Source organism: Ewingella sp. AOP9-I1-14 (assembly GCF_052375995.1).
Lineage (GTDB): Bacteria > Pseudomonadota > Gammaproteobacteria > Enterobacterales > Enterobacteriaceae > Ewingella > Ewingella allii.
Genome location: NZ_JBQSVA010000009.1, coordinates 14,611 through 29,846, shown reverse-complemented (window position 1 = coordinate 29,846; position 15,236 = coordinate 14,611). Strand labels below are relative to the sequence as shown.

Here is a 15,236-nt window from a genome sequence, read left to right as displayed (position 1 = left end):
CTTTCGTCACCCTGTGGAGTAGCACATATATGGCACGCGTAACTGTTCAAGACGCTGTAGAGAAAATTGGTAACCGTTTTGACCTGGTGTTGGTGGCTGCTCGTCGCGCACGCCAGCTGCAATCTGGTGGTAAAGATCCACTGGTCGCTGAAGAAAACGATAAATACACTGTTATTGCCCTACGTGAAATCGAAGAAGGTTTGATTACTAATCAGATCCTCGACGTTCGCGATCGTCAGGAGCAACAAGAGCAGGAAGCCGCAGAGATTCAGGCAGTGACTGCCATCGCTGAAGGCCGTCGTTAATTAACGAAACGGATCTCACTTGTACATCTTTGAAAGCCTGAATCAACTGATTCAAAAATACCTGCCAGAGGAGCAAATCAAGCGCCTCGTGCAGGCTTACCTCGTCGCGCGGGACGCGCACGAGGGGCAGACTCGCTCGAGCGGTGAACCTTACATTACTCACCCGGTAGCGGTAGCCTGTATTTTGGCTGAAATGAGGCTCGACCACGAGACTCTGATGGCGGCGTTATTACATGACGTCATCGAAGACACGCCTGCGACATATCAGGATATGGAGCAACTGTTCGGCAAAAGCGTTGCCGAACTGGTCGAAGGCGTTTCAAAGCTGGACAAGCTGAAGTTCCAAGATAAGAAAGAAGCGCAGGCGGAAAACTTCCGCAAAATGATCATGGCGATGGTGCAAGACATCCGCGTCATTCTGATCAAACTCGCCGACCGTACCCATAACATGCGCACGCTGGGCTCTTTGCGCCCGGATAAACGTCGCCGTATTGCCCGCGAAACGCTGGAAATTTACAGCCCGCTGGCGCACCGTTTGGGTATTCACCATCTGAAAACTGAGCTCGAAGAGCTAGGTTTTGAAGCCCTGTATCCAAACCGTTATCGCGTCATTAAAGAAGTGGTGAAAGCCGCTCGCGGTAATCGTAAAGAGATGATTCAGAAGATACTTTCTGAAATTGAAGGGCGTCTGACCGAAGCCGGAATTCAGTGTCGGGTGAGTGGTCGCGAAAAGCACCTCTATTCTATCTACTGCAAGATGCACCTGAAAGAGCAGCGCTTCCATTCGATTATGGATATCTATGCTTTCCGGGTCATCGTCAAAGAACTCGACACCTGCTACCGCGTCTTAGGCCAGGCTCATAGCCTGTACAAACCGCGCCCGGGCCGAGTCAAAGATTACATCGCCATTCCAAAAGCCAACGGCTATCAATCTCTGCATACTTCACTCATTGGCCCGCACGGCGTGCCAGTTGAAGTGCAAATCCGTACCGAAGATATGGACCAGATGGCCGAAATGGGTGTTGCCGCTCACTGGGCCTACAAAGAGAATGGTGAAAATAGCACGACGGCGCAGATCCGCGCCCAGCGCTGGCTGCAAAGCCTGCTTGAGCTCCAGCAAAGTGCCGGTAACTCATTCGAATTCATTGAAAGCGTAAAATCAGACCTCTTCCCTGATGAAATTTACGTCTTCACCCCAGAAGGCCGCATTGTTGAACTGCCTGCTGGCGCGACGCCTGTCGACTTCGCCTACGCAGTTCACACTGACATCGGCCACGCCTGTGTCGGTGCGCGCGTCGACAGACAGCCTTACCCGCTTTCGCAACCACTGACCAGCGGCCAGACTATCGAGATCATTACGGCACCTGGCGCGCGTCCTAATGCGGCATGGTTAAACTTTGTGGTGAGCTCACGCGCTCGCGCCAAAATCCGCCAAATGCTCAAGAACTTGAAACGTGATGACTCCGTTTCACTCGGTCGCCGGTTGCTCAATCACGCATTGGGTAGTGGTAAAAAGATTTCCGACCTGCCGCCAGAAAACATCAAAAACGAGCTGGATCGCATGAAGCTCACCGCGATGGATGACCTGCTGGCTGAAATCGGCTTGGGTAATGCCATGAGCGTGGTGGTTGCCAAAAATCTCATGGGCGACCAGTCGTCTATGGCGAGCAGCGGCACGCGCAATCTGCCAATCAAAGGCGCAGATGGCGTACTGATCACCTTCGCGAAGTGCTGCCGCCCTATTCCTGGCGACCCGATTATTGCCCACGTCAGCCCGGGTAAAGGTCTCGTTATTCACCACGAATCCTGCCGTAACATTCGCGGATACCAGAAAGAGCCTGAGAAATTCATGGCTGTAGATTGGGATGACCAAGAAACAGACCAAGAGTTTATCGCGGAAATCAAAGTTGATATGTTCAATCATCAGGGCGCGCTGGCGAACCTGACGGCTGCTATCAATGCTGCCCAGTCGAACATTCAGAGTCTGAGTACCGAAGAAAAAGATGGCCGGGTTTACAGCGCCTTTATTCGCCTGACGACCCGCGACCGCGTGCATCTGGCAAATATCATGCGCAAAATCCGTATCATGCCGGACGTGATTAAAGTCAGCCGTAATCGAAACTAGCCGTCATGACTCCTGAACGTTATGCGCGCATCTGCGAAATGCTTGCAGCCCGGCAGCCAGACCTGACGGTATGCATGGAAGAAGTGCATAAGCCGCATAATATCGCTGCGGTTATCCGCACGGCAGATGCCGTTGGCGTTCACGAAGTCCACGCGGTTTGGCCCTCAAGTCGCATGCGTACGCTGGTTTCCTCCGCTGCCGGAAGTAACAGCTGGGTGCAGGTGAAAACTCATCAAACCATTGAATCCGCCGTCGCCAAAATGAAAGCGAAAGGGATGCAAGTGCTGGCCACTCACCTTTCCGACAAAGCGGTAGACTTTCGCACCATCGACTACACTCGCCCGACCTGCATTCTGCTCGGTCAGGAAAAAACCGGTATCAGCCCCGAAGCCTTAGCGTTAGCCGATAGCGATATCGTTATCCCCATGGTGGGCATGGTTCAGTCGCTGAATGTCTCCGTCGCCTCTGCACTCATCCTGTATGAAGCACAGCGCCAGCGGCAAAATGCCGGGATGTATCAGCGTGAAATCAGTCCGTTAGCTCACAAAGAGCAGCAGCGCCTGCTTTTTGAGGGGGGTTATCCTGTATTATCTAACGTCGCGAAACGCAAAAAACTTCCTCGCCCGCTGATCGACGAAACCGGGCAAATCGTGGCTGATGACGAATGGTGGTCCGCAATGCAAATGACGGTTAAAAGAAGATGAAGGGCCGCCTGCTCGATGCCATCCCTCTGACGTCGCTTTCCGGCGTTGGGGCTAGTCAGGCTGATAAGCTGGCTAAACTCGGCCTCGAAACCATTCAGGACTTACTGCTCCACCTTCCCCTACGCTATGAAGATCGCACCCGCCTCTATGCCATCAATGACCTGCTTCCGGGCATTTTTGCGACCATAGAAGGGGAAGTATTGCGCAGCGACATCAGCTTTGGCCGACGCCGAATGCTGACCTGCCAGATTAGTGACGGCACGGGCATGGTCACTTTGCGTTTCTTCAATTTCAATGCGGCGATGAAAAACAGCCTCGCTCCCGGAAGGCGCGTTACCGCCTATGGCGAGATTAAGCGTGGCACCATCGGCGCAGAAATCATTCACCCTGAATATCGTATTCAGGGCGAAAACAGCGAAGTCGTGCTGCAAGAGTCTCTGACTCCGGTCTATCCGACGACGGAAGGTATCCGCCAGGCAACCCTGCGTAAACTTACCGATCAAGCCCTTGAGCTGCTCGACACCGTGCCGATTGCCGAACTGCTGCCCGATGAACTCAGCCGGACGCTGATTTCACTGCCGAAAGCCCTGCATCTTCTGCACCGGCCGCCCCCAGATATTCAGTTAGCCGATTTGGAAAAAGGCCAGCACCCCGCGCAGCGCAGGCTGATTATGGAGGAGTTACTCGCTCATAACCTCAGCATGCTCGCCGTCCGGGCCGGCACTCAAAGCTATAAAGCCTTGCCGCTTAAGCACGATGACCGCCTGAAAGATAAGTTTTTGGCTTCGCTGCCTTTCAGCCCTACCGGCGCGCAGCAGCGCGTGGTGGCCGAAATCGAACAGGACTTAGCCAAAAACTACCCGATGATGCGATTGGTTCAGGGCGACGTTGGCTCGGGTAAAACGCTGGTTGCCGCACTGGCCGCGCTCTGCGCCATTGCGCAAGGTAAACAGGTTGGGCTGATGGCGCCGACGGAGCTGCTGGCCGAACAGCATGCCAATAACTTCCGCCAGTGGTTCGAACCGCTGGGTATTAAGGTGGGCTGGCTCGCTGGAAAGCAGAAAGGCAAAGCCCGCCAGGCTCAGCAAGAGGCTATCGCCAGCGGCGAAGTTTCCATGGTCGTCGGCACGCACGCCATATTTCAAGAGCAGGTCCTCTTCTCCTCTCTCGCCTTAGTGATTATCGATGAGCAGCACCGTTTCGGGGTTCATCAACGTCTGGCGCTGTGGGAAAAAGGCAAACAGCAGGGATTCCACCCGCACCAGCTGATCATGACCGCCACGCCCATCCCGCGAACGCTGGCGATGACTGCCTATGCCGACCTTGATACCTCCGTCATCGACGAACTGCCGCCGGGCCGAACGCCGGTGACCACGGTCGCCATTCCAGACACTCGCCGCAGCGATATCATTGCGCGGGTGAAAAGCGCCTGTGAGCAGGAAAATCGTCAGGCTTACTGGGTGTGTACGCTGATTGAAGAGTCGGAAATGCTGGAAGCCCAGGCTGCCGAAGCGACGTGGGAAGGCTTAAAAGAAGCCCTGCCCGAACTAAAAATTGGGCTGGTTCATGGGCGAATGAAAGCTCAAGAAAAACAGGCGGTAATGCTGGCTTTCAAGCAGGGCGAAGTGCAATTACTGGTCGCCACCACGGTGATTGAAGTAGGGGTTGATGTACCAAATGCCAGCCTGATGATTATTGAGAACCCTGAGCGACTAGGTCTGGCGCAGCTTCACCAGTTGCGCGGGCGCGTCGGCCGTGGCGCTGTCGCCTCGCACTGTGTGCTGCTGTATAAAACGCCGCTGAGCAAAACGGCGCAGATTCGCCTGCAAGTGCTGCGCGATAGCAACGACGGCTTTGTGATTGCTCAACAAGATTTAGAAATTCGTGGGCCGGGCGAGTTACTGGGCACCCGACAAACCGGCAGTGCAGAGTTTAAAGTGGCAGACTTACTGCGCGATCAAGCGATGATCCCCGAAGTGCAGCGCATTGCGCGTTACCTGCAACAGCAGTTCCCGCAACATGCACACGCGCTGATTGAGCGCTGGCTGCCTGAAAGAGTGCGCTACACCAACGCCTAGATGAGTTAAGTGCCGTCCCTGGCACTCAATCACATCACGCCACGCTTGGGAAAATAGGCAGCAGTAAGAACAGCTTGATGACAATCGCGTTCGCGATATCAATAAAGAATGCTCCTACCATTGGAACCACCAGAAACGCCAAATGCGACGGGCCAAAACGGTTGGTGATCGCCTGCATGTTGGCGATCGCGGTCGGCGTTGCTCCCAGACCAAAGCCACAGTGTCCCGCCGCCAGTACCGCCGCGTCGTAGTTACGCCCCATCACCCTGTAAGTCACAAAAATCGCGTACAGTGCCATCGACAGAGTCTGAACGCCGAGGATTGCCATCATCGGCAGCGCCAACGACGCCATCTCCCACAACTTCAAACTCATCAAAGCCATCGCAAGGAACAGCGAAAGGCTGACGTTACCCAGTACGGAAACCGCGCGGTCGAAGACGCGATAGAACCCCAACCACGCCAGCAGGTTACTGAGGATAACCCCGACGAACAGCACGCAAACAAAGGTCGGGATTTCGAAGGCCGAGCCTTGCAGCAGCTTGGAAACGTGAGTGCCCGCCGTCAGGCAGATAGCAATCAGGGCAATGGTTTCCAGCAGAACCATTGAGCTTATCATGCGCCCGACGGCCGGTTTTTCGAATGCGCTAGGGTCAGCCGCGTCGTCCGGCGTGCCGTTGGGTGTCGAAGAGTGGCTCACCAGATAGCGCGCTACCGGGCCGCCAATAATGCCGCCCAGCACTAAGCCGAAGGTGGCGCAGGCCATCGCGACTTCGGTGGCATTCTCAAAGCCGTATTTCTCTACGAACAGCTTGCTCCACGCCGCCCCCGTTCCGTGCCCGCCGGAAAGGGTGATAGAGCCAGCCAGCAGGCCCATCAGCGGGTCGAGACCGAGCAGTTTCGCCATGCCAATGCCGATGGCGTTTTGCAGCAGCAGTAACCCGAGCACCACGAATACCAGCAAGGCCAGCGCCTTACCTCCCGCCCGCAAACTCGCAAGGTTGGCATTCAGGCCGATGGTGGCGAAGAAGGCCAACATCAGCGGTTCTTTCAACGACATATCAAAACTCACTTCCCAATCAAAGAGTTGGTTAGCAAGTAAAAGTAAGAAAGCCACCAGCAAACCGCCCGCAACGGGTTCGGGAATGGTGTACTTTTTAAGGAAAGAGATTGATTGGACGCACTTACGGCCTAAAAGGAGGACTAACGTCGCGGCGACCAGCGTGCCATAGGTATCGAGATGAATCATTGAAATGCTCCATGTGTGCAAAAATCCATAATTATTATTGAGTTATAAGAACTCCGGATCGCTGTTGTTTTCTTGAGAGGGAATTAGAAGTCAGATAGGCAATTCAGTGCAAGAAAAACAGTGTCAACGTGCGACGAAAATTAGCGTTTTCTCTCAAAAAATTGGTTTAGCAATCGATTGCTTTTGGAAAGGTTTTCATGAAAAATGCCCGCTTTGCCGCTTAATGGACGCCCAAATCATGAGTACGCAATCTGCCGAGACAGACGCACAGCACGCCGAACTTTCCCGCCCACAGCACAGTGAACTGATTTATCGCCTTGAAGATCGCCCGCCGCTGCCGCAAACCCTGTTTGCCGCCTGTCAGCACTTATTGGCGATGTTCGTGGCCGTAATCACCCCCGCGCTGCTTATTTGTCAGGCACTCGGCCTGCCGGCGCAGGATACTCAGCACATTATTAGCATGTCGCTGTTTGCGTCCGGCCTCGCATCCATTTTGCAAATTAAAACCTGGGGGCCGGTCGGCTCCGGGCTGCTCTCCATTCAGGGCACCAGCTTTAACTTTGTCGCGCCGTTAATCATGGGCGGTATGGCGTTGAAAAACGGCGGCGCGGATGTCCCAACCATGATGGCGGCGCTGTTCGGCACCCTAATGGTGGCGTCCTGCACCGAAATCATTCTTTCCCGCTTCCTGCATCTGGCCCGCCGGGTGATCACGCCCCTGGTGTCGGGCATTGTAGTAATGATTATCGGCCTGTCGCTGATTCAAGTTGGCCTGACGTCAATTGGCGGCGGCTACACGGCGATGAGCGATCACACCTTTGGCGCGCCGAAGAACTTGCTGCTGGCCGCCGTGGTTCTGGTAGTAATTATCCTGCTCAACCGCCAGAAAAACCCTTACCTGCGCGTCGCCTCGCTGGTGATCGCAATGGCCGTGGGCTACGTCGCCGCGTGGTTGATGGGCATGCTGCCAGACTCGGCTCCGGCGACACAGACCAATCTGGTTACGCTGCCGACCCCGCTGTACTACGGGCTGGGCTTCGACTGGAACTTACTGATTCCTTTGATGCTGATTTTCATGGTGACCTCGCTGGAAACCATCGGCGACATTACCGCCACCTCTGACGTTTCCGAGCAGCCGGTCAGCGGCCCGCTGTATATGAAGCGCATCAAAGGCGGCGTATTAGCCAATGGCCTGAACTCGATGCTTTCAGCCGTGTTCAACACCTTCCCTAACTCCTGCTTCGGCCAGAACAACGGCGTGATTCAGTTAACCGGCGTTGCCAGTCGCTATGTCGGGTTTGTGGTGGCATTGATGCTGATCGCGCTGGGCCTGTTCCCCGCCGTGGCGGGCTTTGTGCAGCATATTCCTGAGCCGGTGCTGGGCGGCGCGACCATCGTGATGTTCGGTACCATCGCGGCATCCGGTGTGCGCATTGTTTCCCGCGAGCGCCTGAATCGCCGGGCGATTATGATCATGGCGCTCTCTTTGGCCGTCGGCATGGGCGTTTCCCAGCAGCCGCTGATTTTGCAATTCGCCCCGGACTGGCTGAAAACCCTGCTCTCCTCGGGTATTGCGGCTGGCGGCATTACCGCCATTGTGCTGAACCTGATTTTCCCGCACGAAAAATAAACATCCGCTGTAACCCCTGCAACTGCGGCGAGAGGTCTGGAACCCTCGCCGCATTTTCTTGTCTCTGTCATGCTAACCTATTGAGAAAGGCCACTGTTTACGGCATAAACAAGGTACTCTTACACTCCTTTCCCGACGGATACGGATTTAGACGATGAAATTTATCGGTAAAGTTTTGCTGACATTAGTCCTGCTGTTGGTGCTGGCGGTTGTGCTGCTCTATGTGCTGTTGCAAACGCGCTGGGCGGCGACGCAAGTCAGCCAATGGATCACTGGCAACAGTAACTACCACCTATCAGTCGGAAAAATAGACCACGGCTGGTCAGAACCAGGCCGCATTGTGCTCAATGATGTGACATTGGGGGCCAAAAACCAGCCGGACGCGCTGAATGCGGCACAGGTAAATCTCGACCTGAGCTGGCGCCAAATCACCGATCCCAAATTCTTCGATCGCATCACGCTCATCAACGGGCGTCTCAATCTCAACCCTTCCGCGTTGAATTTGCCGATTCAGGCCAACACGCTTCAGTTGAGCAAAATGGCGCTGGTCGGTGATGTGAACGACTGGGAAATTGATGGCCAAAAAGTGAATGCTGGCATCTATCCTTGGCAGCCCAAGGCCGGGCGCGTGCTTGGCGAAAATGCCGAGTTCCAGCTTAGTGCCTCTGCGCTGACCCTCAACGGCATTCCTGCTGAAAACATTCTGGTTCAAGGTCAGATTAACAATAATCAACTCACGCTGAACAACTTCGGCGGCGACTTGGCTCGCGGCCAGTTAACCGGTAAGGCAAGCCGAGCGGCAGATGGCAGTTGGACTATCGACAACGTGCGTTTGAGCAATGTCCGCCTGCAAACCGCCGAGCCGCTGTCGGTGTTCTTACAAGACGCTCACAAGTTACCAAAAGTCAGTATTAAGCGTTTTGACCTGATTGATGCTCGCCTGCAAGGGCAAGACTGGGCGTTCAGCGATGTCGACCTGTCAGTGAAAGATGTCAATCTGCAAGACGGTGACTGGCAGAGCGAAGATGGTGAAATCTCACTCAACGCCACCGAGATGATCAATGGCAGTCTGCATGTCATCGACCCGTTAGTGAATTTGGACCTTTCGCCGCAGGGCATCGCCATTCGCCAAGTGAGCGGGCGCTGGGAAGGCGGCCTGCTGCGCACAACCGGCAGCTGGACTCGCGCCAACAAGCGCTTACAGTTAGATGAACTGACGGTTGCCGCGCTGGAATACACTTTGCCGCAAAACTGGCGCCAGCTTTGGCTGCAAACCCTGCCGTCTTGGCTGTCCGAGGTGTATGTCGGCAAGTTGATGACCAACCGCAATCTGATCATCGATATTTCGCCGCAGTTCCCCTTCCAGCTCACCGCGCTCGACGGCTACGGCAGCGATTTACTTCTGGCGCGTAACCACGAGTGGGGCATCTGGTCCGGCAAACTCAACCTTAATGCCAGCGACGCAACCTTCAATAAAGTCGACGTTCGTCGGCCCTCTCTGGCACTGGAAGCCGCAGGCAATCAGGTCAAAATCACCGAAATGAGCGCCTTCACTAAAGAAGGTCTGCTGGAAGCCACGGGCAACGTTGACCAACAGCCGCAGCGCAATTTCTCCCTCAATCTGACAGGGCGCGCCGTGCCGTCGAACGTGTTAGAAAACTGGGGATGGCCTCACCTGCCGCTAGAGGGCAATGCTAACTTGCAGCTCAATCTGCAAGGGCAGCTTCCGGCGAATGTCGATTTCAAACCGACGCTCAACGGCAAGCTTCACGCCCTCAGCGCCGATGGTAAGCAAATCGACCAGCAAATGAGTCAGGGAATAGTAGCAGGCAGTAACTGAATGACTTCCAGTCACTTACACCGTAAGTGACTGGAATGATTGAAGTGCCCAAGGCAGGCGCGGCTCGCAGGATGACAGTTATCAGTTGATCTGCGGCTCGAGTGGAGCATCAGGTGACGCCGGTAAAACGAGATAGGTCCCTTCAAAAATTGCTCCGTTAGGCTCATCGCCTAACAGATTCACTTCCAACTGAACGCGGGCCCTGCGCCCCTTCGCCAGCCGGTCGAGATCGCCACTGATAGAGCTGAGGTCGGCGATGGCGCGTGGACGGCCGGTGACTGGCGCGCTGTAGCGAATATGGGCATCGGCCAGAACAATGGTTCCCCCCAAGTGGCGCTCGCGTAGCAGCAACCAGATTAACCCCCAGCCGGTCAGCGTCGCCAATGAGAACAGGCTGCCGGCGAACAGCGTATGATGCGGATTCTGATTTCCTGCTTCCGGCATGGTGGTGACGAAACGCTGGCCGGTGTACTGGCTAATGCGCACACCCATTTTCTCACTCAGCGGAATATGGTCATACCAAGCTTGTTGCAACTGCCCGCACCAATCGGGGCGGTGCAGAATGTCGTCCAACGTCTCAATCGGTTTGATCATTAAGAAGTGGCGCACTGGCGTGGTCTGCGGGGTAGTAATTTCCCCCTGGTTAACGAAACCCAGTTTGGCAAAGAATGCCTCAGCGTCTTCGCGCGCACTACACACCACGCGCTTCACTCCCTCCTGACGAGCAACGGACTCCAGCGTCATCGCCACCAGCGTCCCCAAGCCTTTACCTTGGACGTTCGGGTCTACGGCCAGAAAGCGAATCGACGCCTCGTTATCCGCATTAATATACAAACGCCCCACGGCCACGGTGTTGCCGTGCTCATCCACCACCATTTGGTGGTGTGCCATGGCGTCATAGGCATCACGTTCTGAGCCTTCGGGCTGATGCAGCGGCTTACGCAACATCTCCCAGCGGAAGGAGTAATAAGCCGCCAGTTCTTTTTCGGTTACAGGAACTCTCAAATGATACATAGGTAGATTCTCTCCGGCGCGATGCCTTTTAAATCAGACTTGTAGCCAGAAGGTCACGGGTCCGTCATTCACCAGTGCCACTTTCATGTCGGCGGCGAAGCGCCCTGTTTCAGTCGGAATGCCTTTCTCCCTGCATTCCCCGCAGAAGTAGTCATACAGTCTTTCAGCTTCTTGAGGCGCTGCGCCTCGCGAAAAGCCCGGGCGATTGCCCTTTTGGGTATCGGCCACCAGGGTGAATTGCGAAACCACTAGCAGGCTGCCCCCTGCCTGTTGCACGTTAAGGTTCATCTTGCCGTTCTCATCACTGAAGATACGGTATCCGATCACCTTATCGCACAGTTTTTTTGCCTTTTGCTCATCGTCACCCTGTTCGACACCCAGCAAAATCAGTAATCCTGGCCCAATCTCACCGCAAACTTCGCCATCAACCGTCACGCTGGCATTCAGCACGCGTTGAATTAATGCAATCATAAAAATCCTTTCGTGTTACGCCATTAGGGTTCTTTGATATTTAAAGCCGCGGTGTCCGAAGTGCGCAGTTTGCGCAGTGAGCGGTATTCACCCAGCGTGACGGTGATCTCCGCCCCCAGCAGCACAATACACCAGCTCACATAGACCCATAGGAACAAGATCGGAATCACCGCCAGCACGCCATAAATCAGCTGATAAGAGGGGAAAAGCTGGATATAGAGCGCAAACACCTTCTTGCCTAGCTCAAATAATATGCCTGAGACCAAAGCGCCGATTAACGCGTCTTTTGGCGGCACGCGCACCGTCGGGACGACCTGATAAAGCAGCCAGAAGGAGATCCACGAAATCAGCAGAGGCAACACGCGTAACACGCGGTCGATAACCGAATGCACGTCCGTGACGTTGCTTAGCCAGTTGAGCGAGAGCAGATAGGAGCTGATCGCCACGCTGGCCACCAGCAAGATGGGGCCGAGGGTCAGCACCATCCAGTAGACGGCAAAGGAGAAGACGATCGGGCGTTTGTTTTTGCTGTCCCAAATCTTATTCAGCACGCTGTCCACCGAGGCGATCAGCAGCAGCGCGGTGATAATCAGCCCACAGGTACCGACGGCGGTCATTTTGCTGGAGTTGGCGACAAACTGCTCGAGGTAGCGCTGGATCACGTCGCCGGTGGCGGGCATGAAATTATTGAAAATAAAGGCTTTAAGCTGCTCGCTTATCTCGGAAAATACCGGAAAAAGGGCGAACAGCGAGAAAACAACCGCGATTAATGGCACTAATGAGAGCAGCGAAACGTAGGCCAGATGGCCCGCCAGTAACGTCAGGCCATCCTTATCGGCACGCTTAAGCAGCAGGTGTACAAAATGCCCGCCCGCTTTTACTCGACGCCACAGTACTCTCATCCATGCTCCGCGGCAGAAAACCAGGTTGGTACGGTTTTTTTGTCTTCCACCAGCACGGCTATGATACCCACGGACTGTGCGGCCTCGACGTTCTCGAGCACGTCGTCGAAGAACACCGCCTCGCTGGCGCTAACGCATTCTTTATTCAGCACGTATTCGAAAATGCGGGTTTCGGGCTTACGCATCCCTAAGTCTTGCGACAGATAAATAGCATCCGTATTTTCTGCGATTTCAGGGAAGTGTTTTGGCCAGTAGTCGAGATGCAGGCTATTGGTGTTAGACAGCACTACCACGCGATGGCCCTGCTGGCGCAGCGTTTTGAACAGCTCAATCACCTCTGGGCGCAGCCCAACAAACACCGCGTGCCAGCCCGCGCTGAATTGCTCAAAGCTGAGCGCAATGCCCATTTCTTCGCACAGCGAGGTGGCGAACTCTTCGTCGCTGATTTCGCCGCGTTCGTGCTTCTTGAACACGTCGCCCATTGAAAATCTTTCATTGAGTATCGCCAAAGGCGTACCGCTGAGGTTGCTCCACACCCCAAGCACACGTTTGAAATCAATATCAATAATGACGTTTCCCATATCAAAAATGTACAGCATTGCACGCTCCTGATTTCAAAGATGATGCTTAACTTTAGCGGGAAAAGGGTCGTATGAACAGGGAGAGGCCCACAGGGTTGCGAGGTAAATTGAGTAAAAAACACAAAAAAAACAGGGCACCCAAAGGCGCCCTGTTCGATTGAAAACGTCTAGCGAGGAAGAAAATTAACTTTCTTTAGGACCACGCATTGCACGTTTACGATCGTTCTCAGTCAGGTGACGTTTACGGATACGTACAGACTGAGGAGTCACTTCTACCAGTTCGTCATCATCGATGAATTCCAGAGCTTGCTCCAGAGACATTTTGATAGCAGGAACCAAGGTAGTCGCTTCGTCAGTACCGGACGCACGCATGTTGGTCAGCTTCTTACCGGTCAAGCAGTTCACGGTCAGGTCGTTAGAACGTGAGTGAATACCGATGATCTGGCCTTCATACACTTCTGCGCCGTGGCCCAGGAACAATTTGCCGCGGTCTTGCAGGCTGAACAGTGCGAACGCTACAGCTTTGCCCTGACCGTTAGAAATCAGAACGCCGTTCTGGCGCTGACCGATTTCACCCGGACGAACGTCGTCGTAGTGGCTGAAGGTGGAGTACAGCAGGCCAGTACCAGAAGTCATGGTCATGAACTCAGTACGGAAGCCAATCAGGCCACGCGCTGGGATCAGGTAATCCAGACGGATACGACCTTTGCCGTCAGGGATCATGTCCTTAACGTCGCCCTTACGCTCACCCATGGCTTGCATGACTGAACCCTGGTGCTGTTCTTCGATATCCAGCGTTACGTTTTCGAATGGCTCTTGTTTACGACCATCAATCATCTTGTTGATAACTTTTGGACGAGAAACAGCGATTTCGAAACCTTCACGACGCATGTTTTCAATCAGAACTGACAGGTGAAGTTCACCACGGCCAGATACGCGGAACGCATCAGCATCTTCAGTTTCTTCAACACGCAGTGCCACGTTGTGCACCAGTTCTTTGTTCAGACGGTCAAGGATCTGACGTGAAGTCACATACTTACCTTCTTTACCACAGAACGGAGAGGTGTTTACGTTGAAGTACATGGTAACGGTTGGTTCATCAACGCTCAGTGGAGTTAGCGCTTCGACGTTCTGTGGATCACAGATGGTGTCGGAGATGTTCAACTCGCCCAAGCCGGTGATAGCAATGATGTCGCCTGCTTCAGCCAGTTGAGTTTCGATACGCTCCAGACCCATGTGGCCCAGTACTTTACCGACTTTACCGTTACGGGTTTTGCCTTCGCTATCGATGATAGTGACTTGTTGGTTAGGCTTAACCACGCCGCGTTTGATACGGCCGATGCCGATAACGCCAACGTAGTTGTTGTAGTCCAGCTGAGAGATTTGCATCTGCAGTGGGCCGTCACGGTCAACTTTAGGTGCTTCAACGTGGTCTACGATTGCCTGGTACAGCGGGGTCATGTCTTCGGCCATATCAGCATGGTCGGTGCCCGCGATACCCATCAATGCAGATGCATAGATGATTGGGAAGTCGAGTTGCTCGTCAGTCGCGTCGAGGTTAACGAACAGGTCGAAGACCTGGTCAACAACCCAGTCAGGACGTGCGCCCGGACGGTCAACTTTGTTGATTACCACGATCGGCTTCAGACCATTAGCGAATGCTTTTTTGGTCACGAAACGGGTTTGCGGCATTGGGCCATCCATTGCATCCACAACCAGCAGCACCGAGTCGACCATAGACATCACACGCTCTACCTCACCGCCGAAGTCGGCGTGTCCTGGGGTATCAACGATGTTGATGCGGTAGTCTTTCCAATTAATGGCGGTGTTTTTTGCGAGGATGGTAATCCCACGCTCTTTCTCCAAATCGTTGGAGTCCATTACGCGTTCAGTTGCTTCTACACGCTCTCCGAAAGTACCGGATTGTTGCAGCAACTTGTCGACCAGGGTGGTTTTACCATGGTCAACGTGGGCAATAATGGCGATGTTACGCAAATTTTCGATCACAGCTTTGCCTCAGGCATTAGAAATAGCGCGCTATTGTACACGTATTAAGCGAGGTTCTAAACAAGATCACAATGATCTTATCGAAACAACTCGATGATGGTTACTTTGTGATCCCTTTCACGGTGCAAACGGGCCTCTGCACTCGCTTTGCGCACCAATTTGGTGCTTCAGATCTGGCCACTAGCACCAAAAAGGTGCAAAAACTCCGTTATGGTGCATACTCAAAAGGTGCAAAAGCCCTTTAAAATGGCGTTGTTTGCATTTTCTCAAAGTTGGCACAGATTTCGCTATTACTTTTAAGGGTGAAAAAAGTCTTATCAGAGCTATTCCCCA

At 54.0% G+C, this 15,236-nt stretch carries 12 protein-coding genes; 6 read left to right on the top strand and 6 right to left on the bottom strand.

All coding sequences use genetic code 11. The features are described 5' to 3' along the window. Nucleotides 1-29: 29 nt before the first annotated feature. Genes rpoZ through recG form a run of 4 tightly spaced genes read left to right on the top strand, consistent with a single transcriptional unit; the run spans nucleotide 30 to nucleotide 5,212 of the window. Nucleotides 30-305 (top strand): DNA-directed RNA polymerase subunit omega, encoded by a 276-nt coding sequence (gene rpoZ, locus ACT3RT_RS19760; RefSeq protein ID WP_034794481.1) that lies wholly within the window; start codon nucleotides 30-32, stop codon nucleotides 303-305. Between the two features lie 19 nt (nucleotides 306-324). Beyond that, nucleotides 325-2,430, top strand: a complete 2,106-nt coding sequence (gene spoT / locus ACT3RT_RS19755; RefSeq protein ID WP_034794480.1) for a bifunctional GTP diphosphokinase/guanosine-3',5'-bis pyrophosphate 3'-pyrophosphohydrolase — start codon at nucleotides 325-327, stop codon at nucleotides 2,428-2,430. 5 nt (nucleotides 2,431-2,435) lie between these two features. Beyond that, nucleotides 2,436-3,134: a tRNA (guanosine(18)-2'-O)-methyltransferase TrmH gene (gene trmH, locus ACT3RT_RS19750; RefSeq protein WP_396132704.1), complete on the top strand. Its 699-nt coding sequence runs from the start codon at nucleotides 2,436-2,438 to the stop codon at nucleotides 3,132-3,134. Then, the gene (recG, locus tag ACT3RT_RS19745) at nucleotides 3,131-5,212 is read left to right on the top strand and encodes an ATP-dependent DNA helicase RecG (RefSeq protein ID WP_496203614.1); all 2,082 of its coding nucleotides are present in this window, start codon (nucleotides 3,131-3,133) and stop codon (nucleotides 5,210-5,212) included. The genes trmH and recG overlap by 4 nt, the downstream gene beginning before the upstream one ends. A 34-nt stretch (nucleotides 5,213-5,246) precedes the next feature. Here the strand turns inward: recG and gltS are convergent, their stop codons facing one another. Beyond that, nucleotides 5,247-6,458 (bottom strand): sodium/glutamate symporter, encoded by a 1,212-nt coding sequence (gltS, locus tag ACT3RT_RS19740; protein ID WP_396132702.1) that lies wholly within the window; start codon nucleotides 6,456-6,458, stop codon nucleotides 5,247-5,249. Between the two features lie 238 nt (nucleotides 6,459-6,696). On the opposite strand from gltS, the gene ACT3RT_RS19735 reads away from it, so the two are divergent. Beyond that, nucleotides 6,697-8,088 carry a nucleobase:cation symporter-2 family protein gene (locus ACT3RT_RS19735; RefSeq protein ID WP_353503805.1) on the top strand — a complete coding sequence of 464 codons (1,392 nt, stop codon included), beginning with the start codon at nucleotides 6,697-6,699 and terminating at the stop codon, nucleotides 8,086-8,088. A gap of 154 nt (nucleotides 8,089-8,242) precedes the next feature. After that, nucleotides 8,243-9,928 carry an AsmA family protein gene (locus tag ACT3RT_RS19730; RefSeq protein ID WP_496203613.1) on the top strand — a complete coding sequence of 562 codons (1,686 nt, stop codon included), beginning with the start codon at nucleotides 8,243-8,245 and terminating at the stop codon, nucleotides 9,926-9,928. Nucleotides 9,929-10,009: 81 nt separating this feature from the next. Here ACT3RT_RS19730 and fabY read toward each other — a convergent pair whose 3' ends face one another. From fabY to typA, 5 genes are all read right to left on the bottom strand, one after another. Then, complete coding sequence (gene fabY / locus ACT3RT_RS19725; protein ID WP_353503803.1) at nucleotides 10,010-10,942, bottom strand: fatty acid biosynthesis protein FabY; 933 nt, start codon at nucleotides 10,940-10,942, stop codon at nucleotides 10,010-10,012. Nucleotides 10,943-10,975: 33 nt separating this feature from the next. After that, on the bottom strand, nucleotides 10,976-11,413 hold the full coding sequence (gene dtd / locus ACT3RT_RS19720) for a D-aminoacyl-tRNA deacylase (protein ID WP_034794473.1): 438 nt from the start codon (nucleotides 11,411-11,413) through the stop codon (nucleotides 10,976-10,978). A 23-nt stretch (nucleotides 11,414-11,436) separates the two neighbouring features. After that, complete coding sequence (locus tag ACT3RT_RS19715) at nucleotides 11,437-12,315, bottom strand: virulence factor BrkB family protein (RefSeq protein WP_353503802.1); 879 nt, start codon at nucleotides 12,313-12,315, stop codon at nucleotides 11,437-11,439. Next, the gene (yihX, locus tag ACT3RT_RS19710) at nucleotides 12,312-12,914 is read right to left on the bottom strand and encodes a glucose-1-phosphatase (RefSeq protein ID WP_496203612.1); all 603 of its coding nucleotides are present in this window, start codon (nucleotides 12,912-12,914) and stop codon (nucleotides 12,312-12,314) included. The genes ACT3RT_RS19715 and yihX overlap by 4 nt, the downstream gene beginning before the upstream one ends. A 165-nt stretch (nucleotides 12,915-13,079) precedes the next feature. Further along, entirely contained in the window at nucleotides 13,080-14,903 is a 1,824-nt protein-coding gene (gene typA, locus ACT3RT_RS19705; RefSeq protein WP_353503800.1) for a ribosome-dependent GTPase TypA, read from the bottom strand. Nucleotides 14,904-15,236 lie beyond the last annotated feature (333 nt).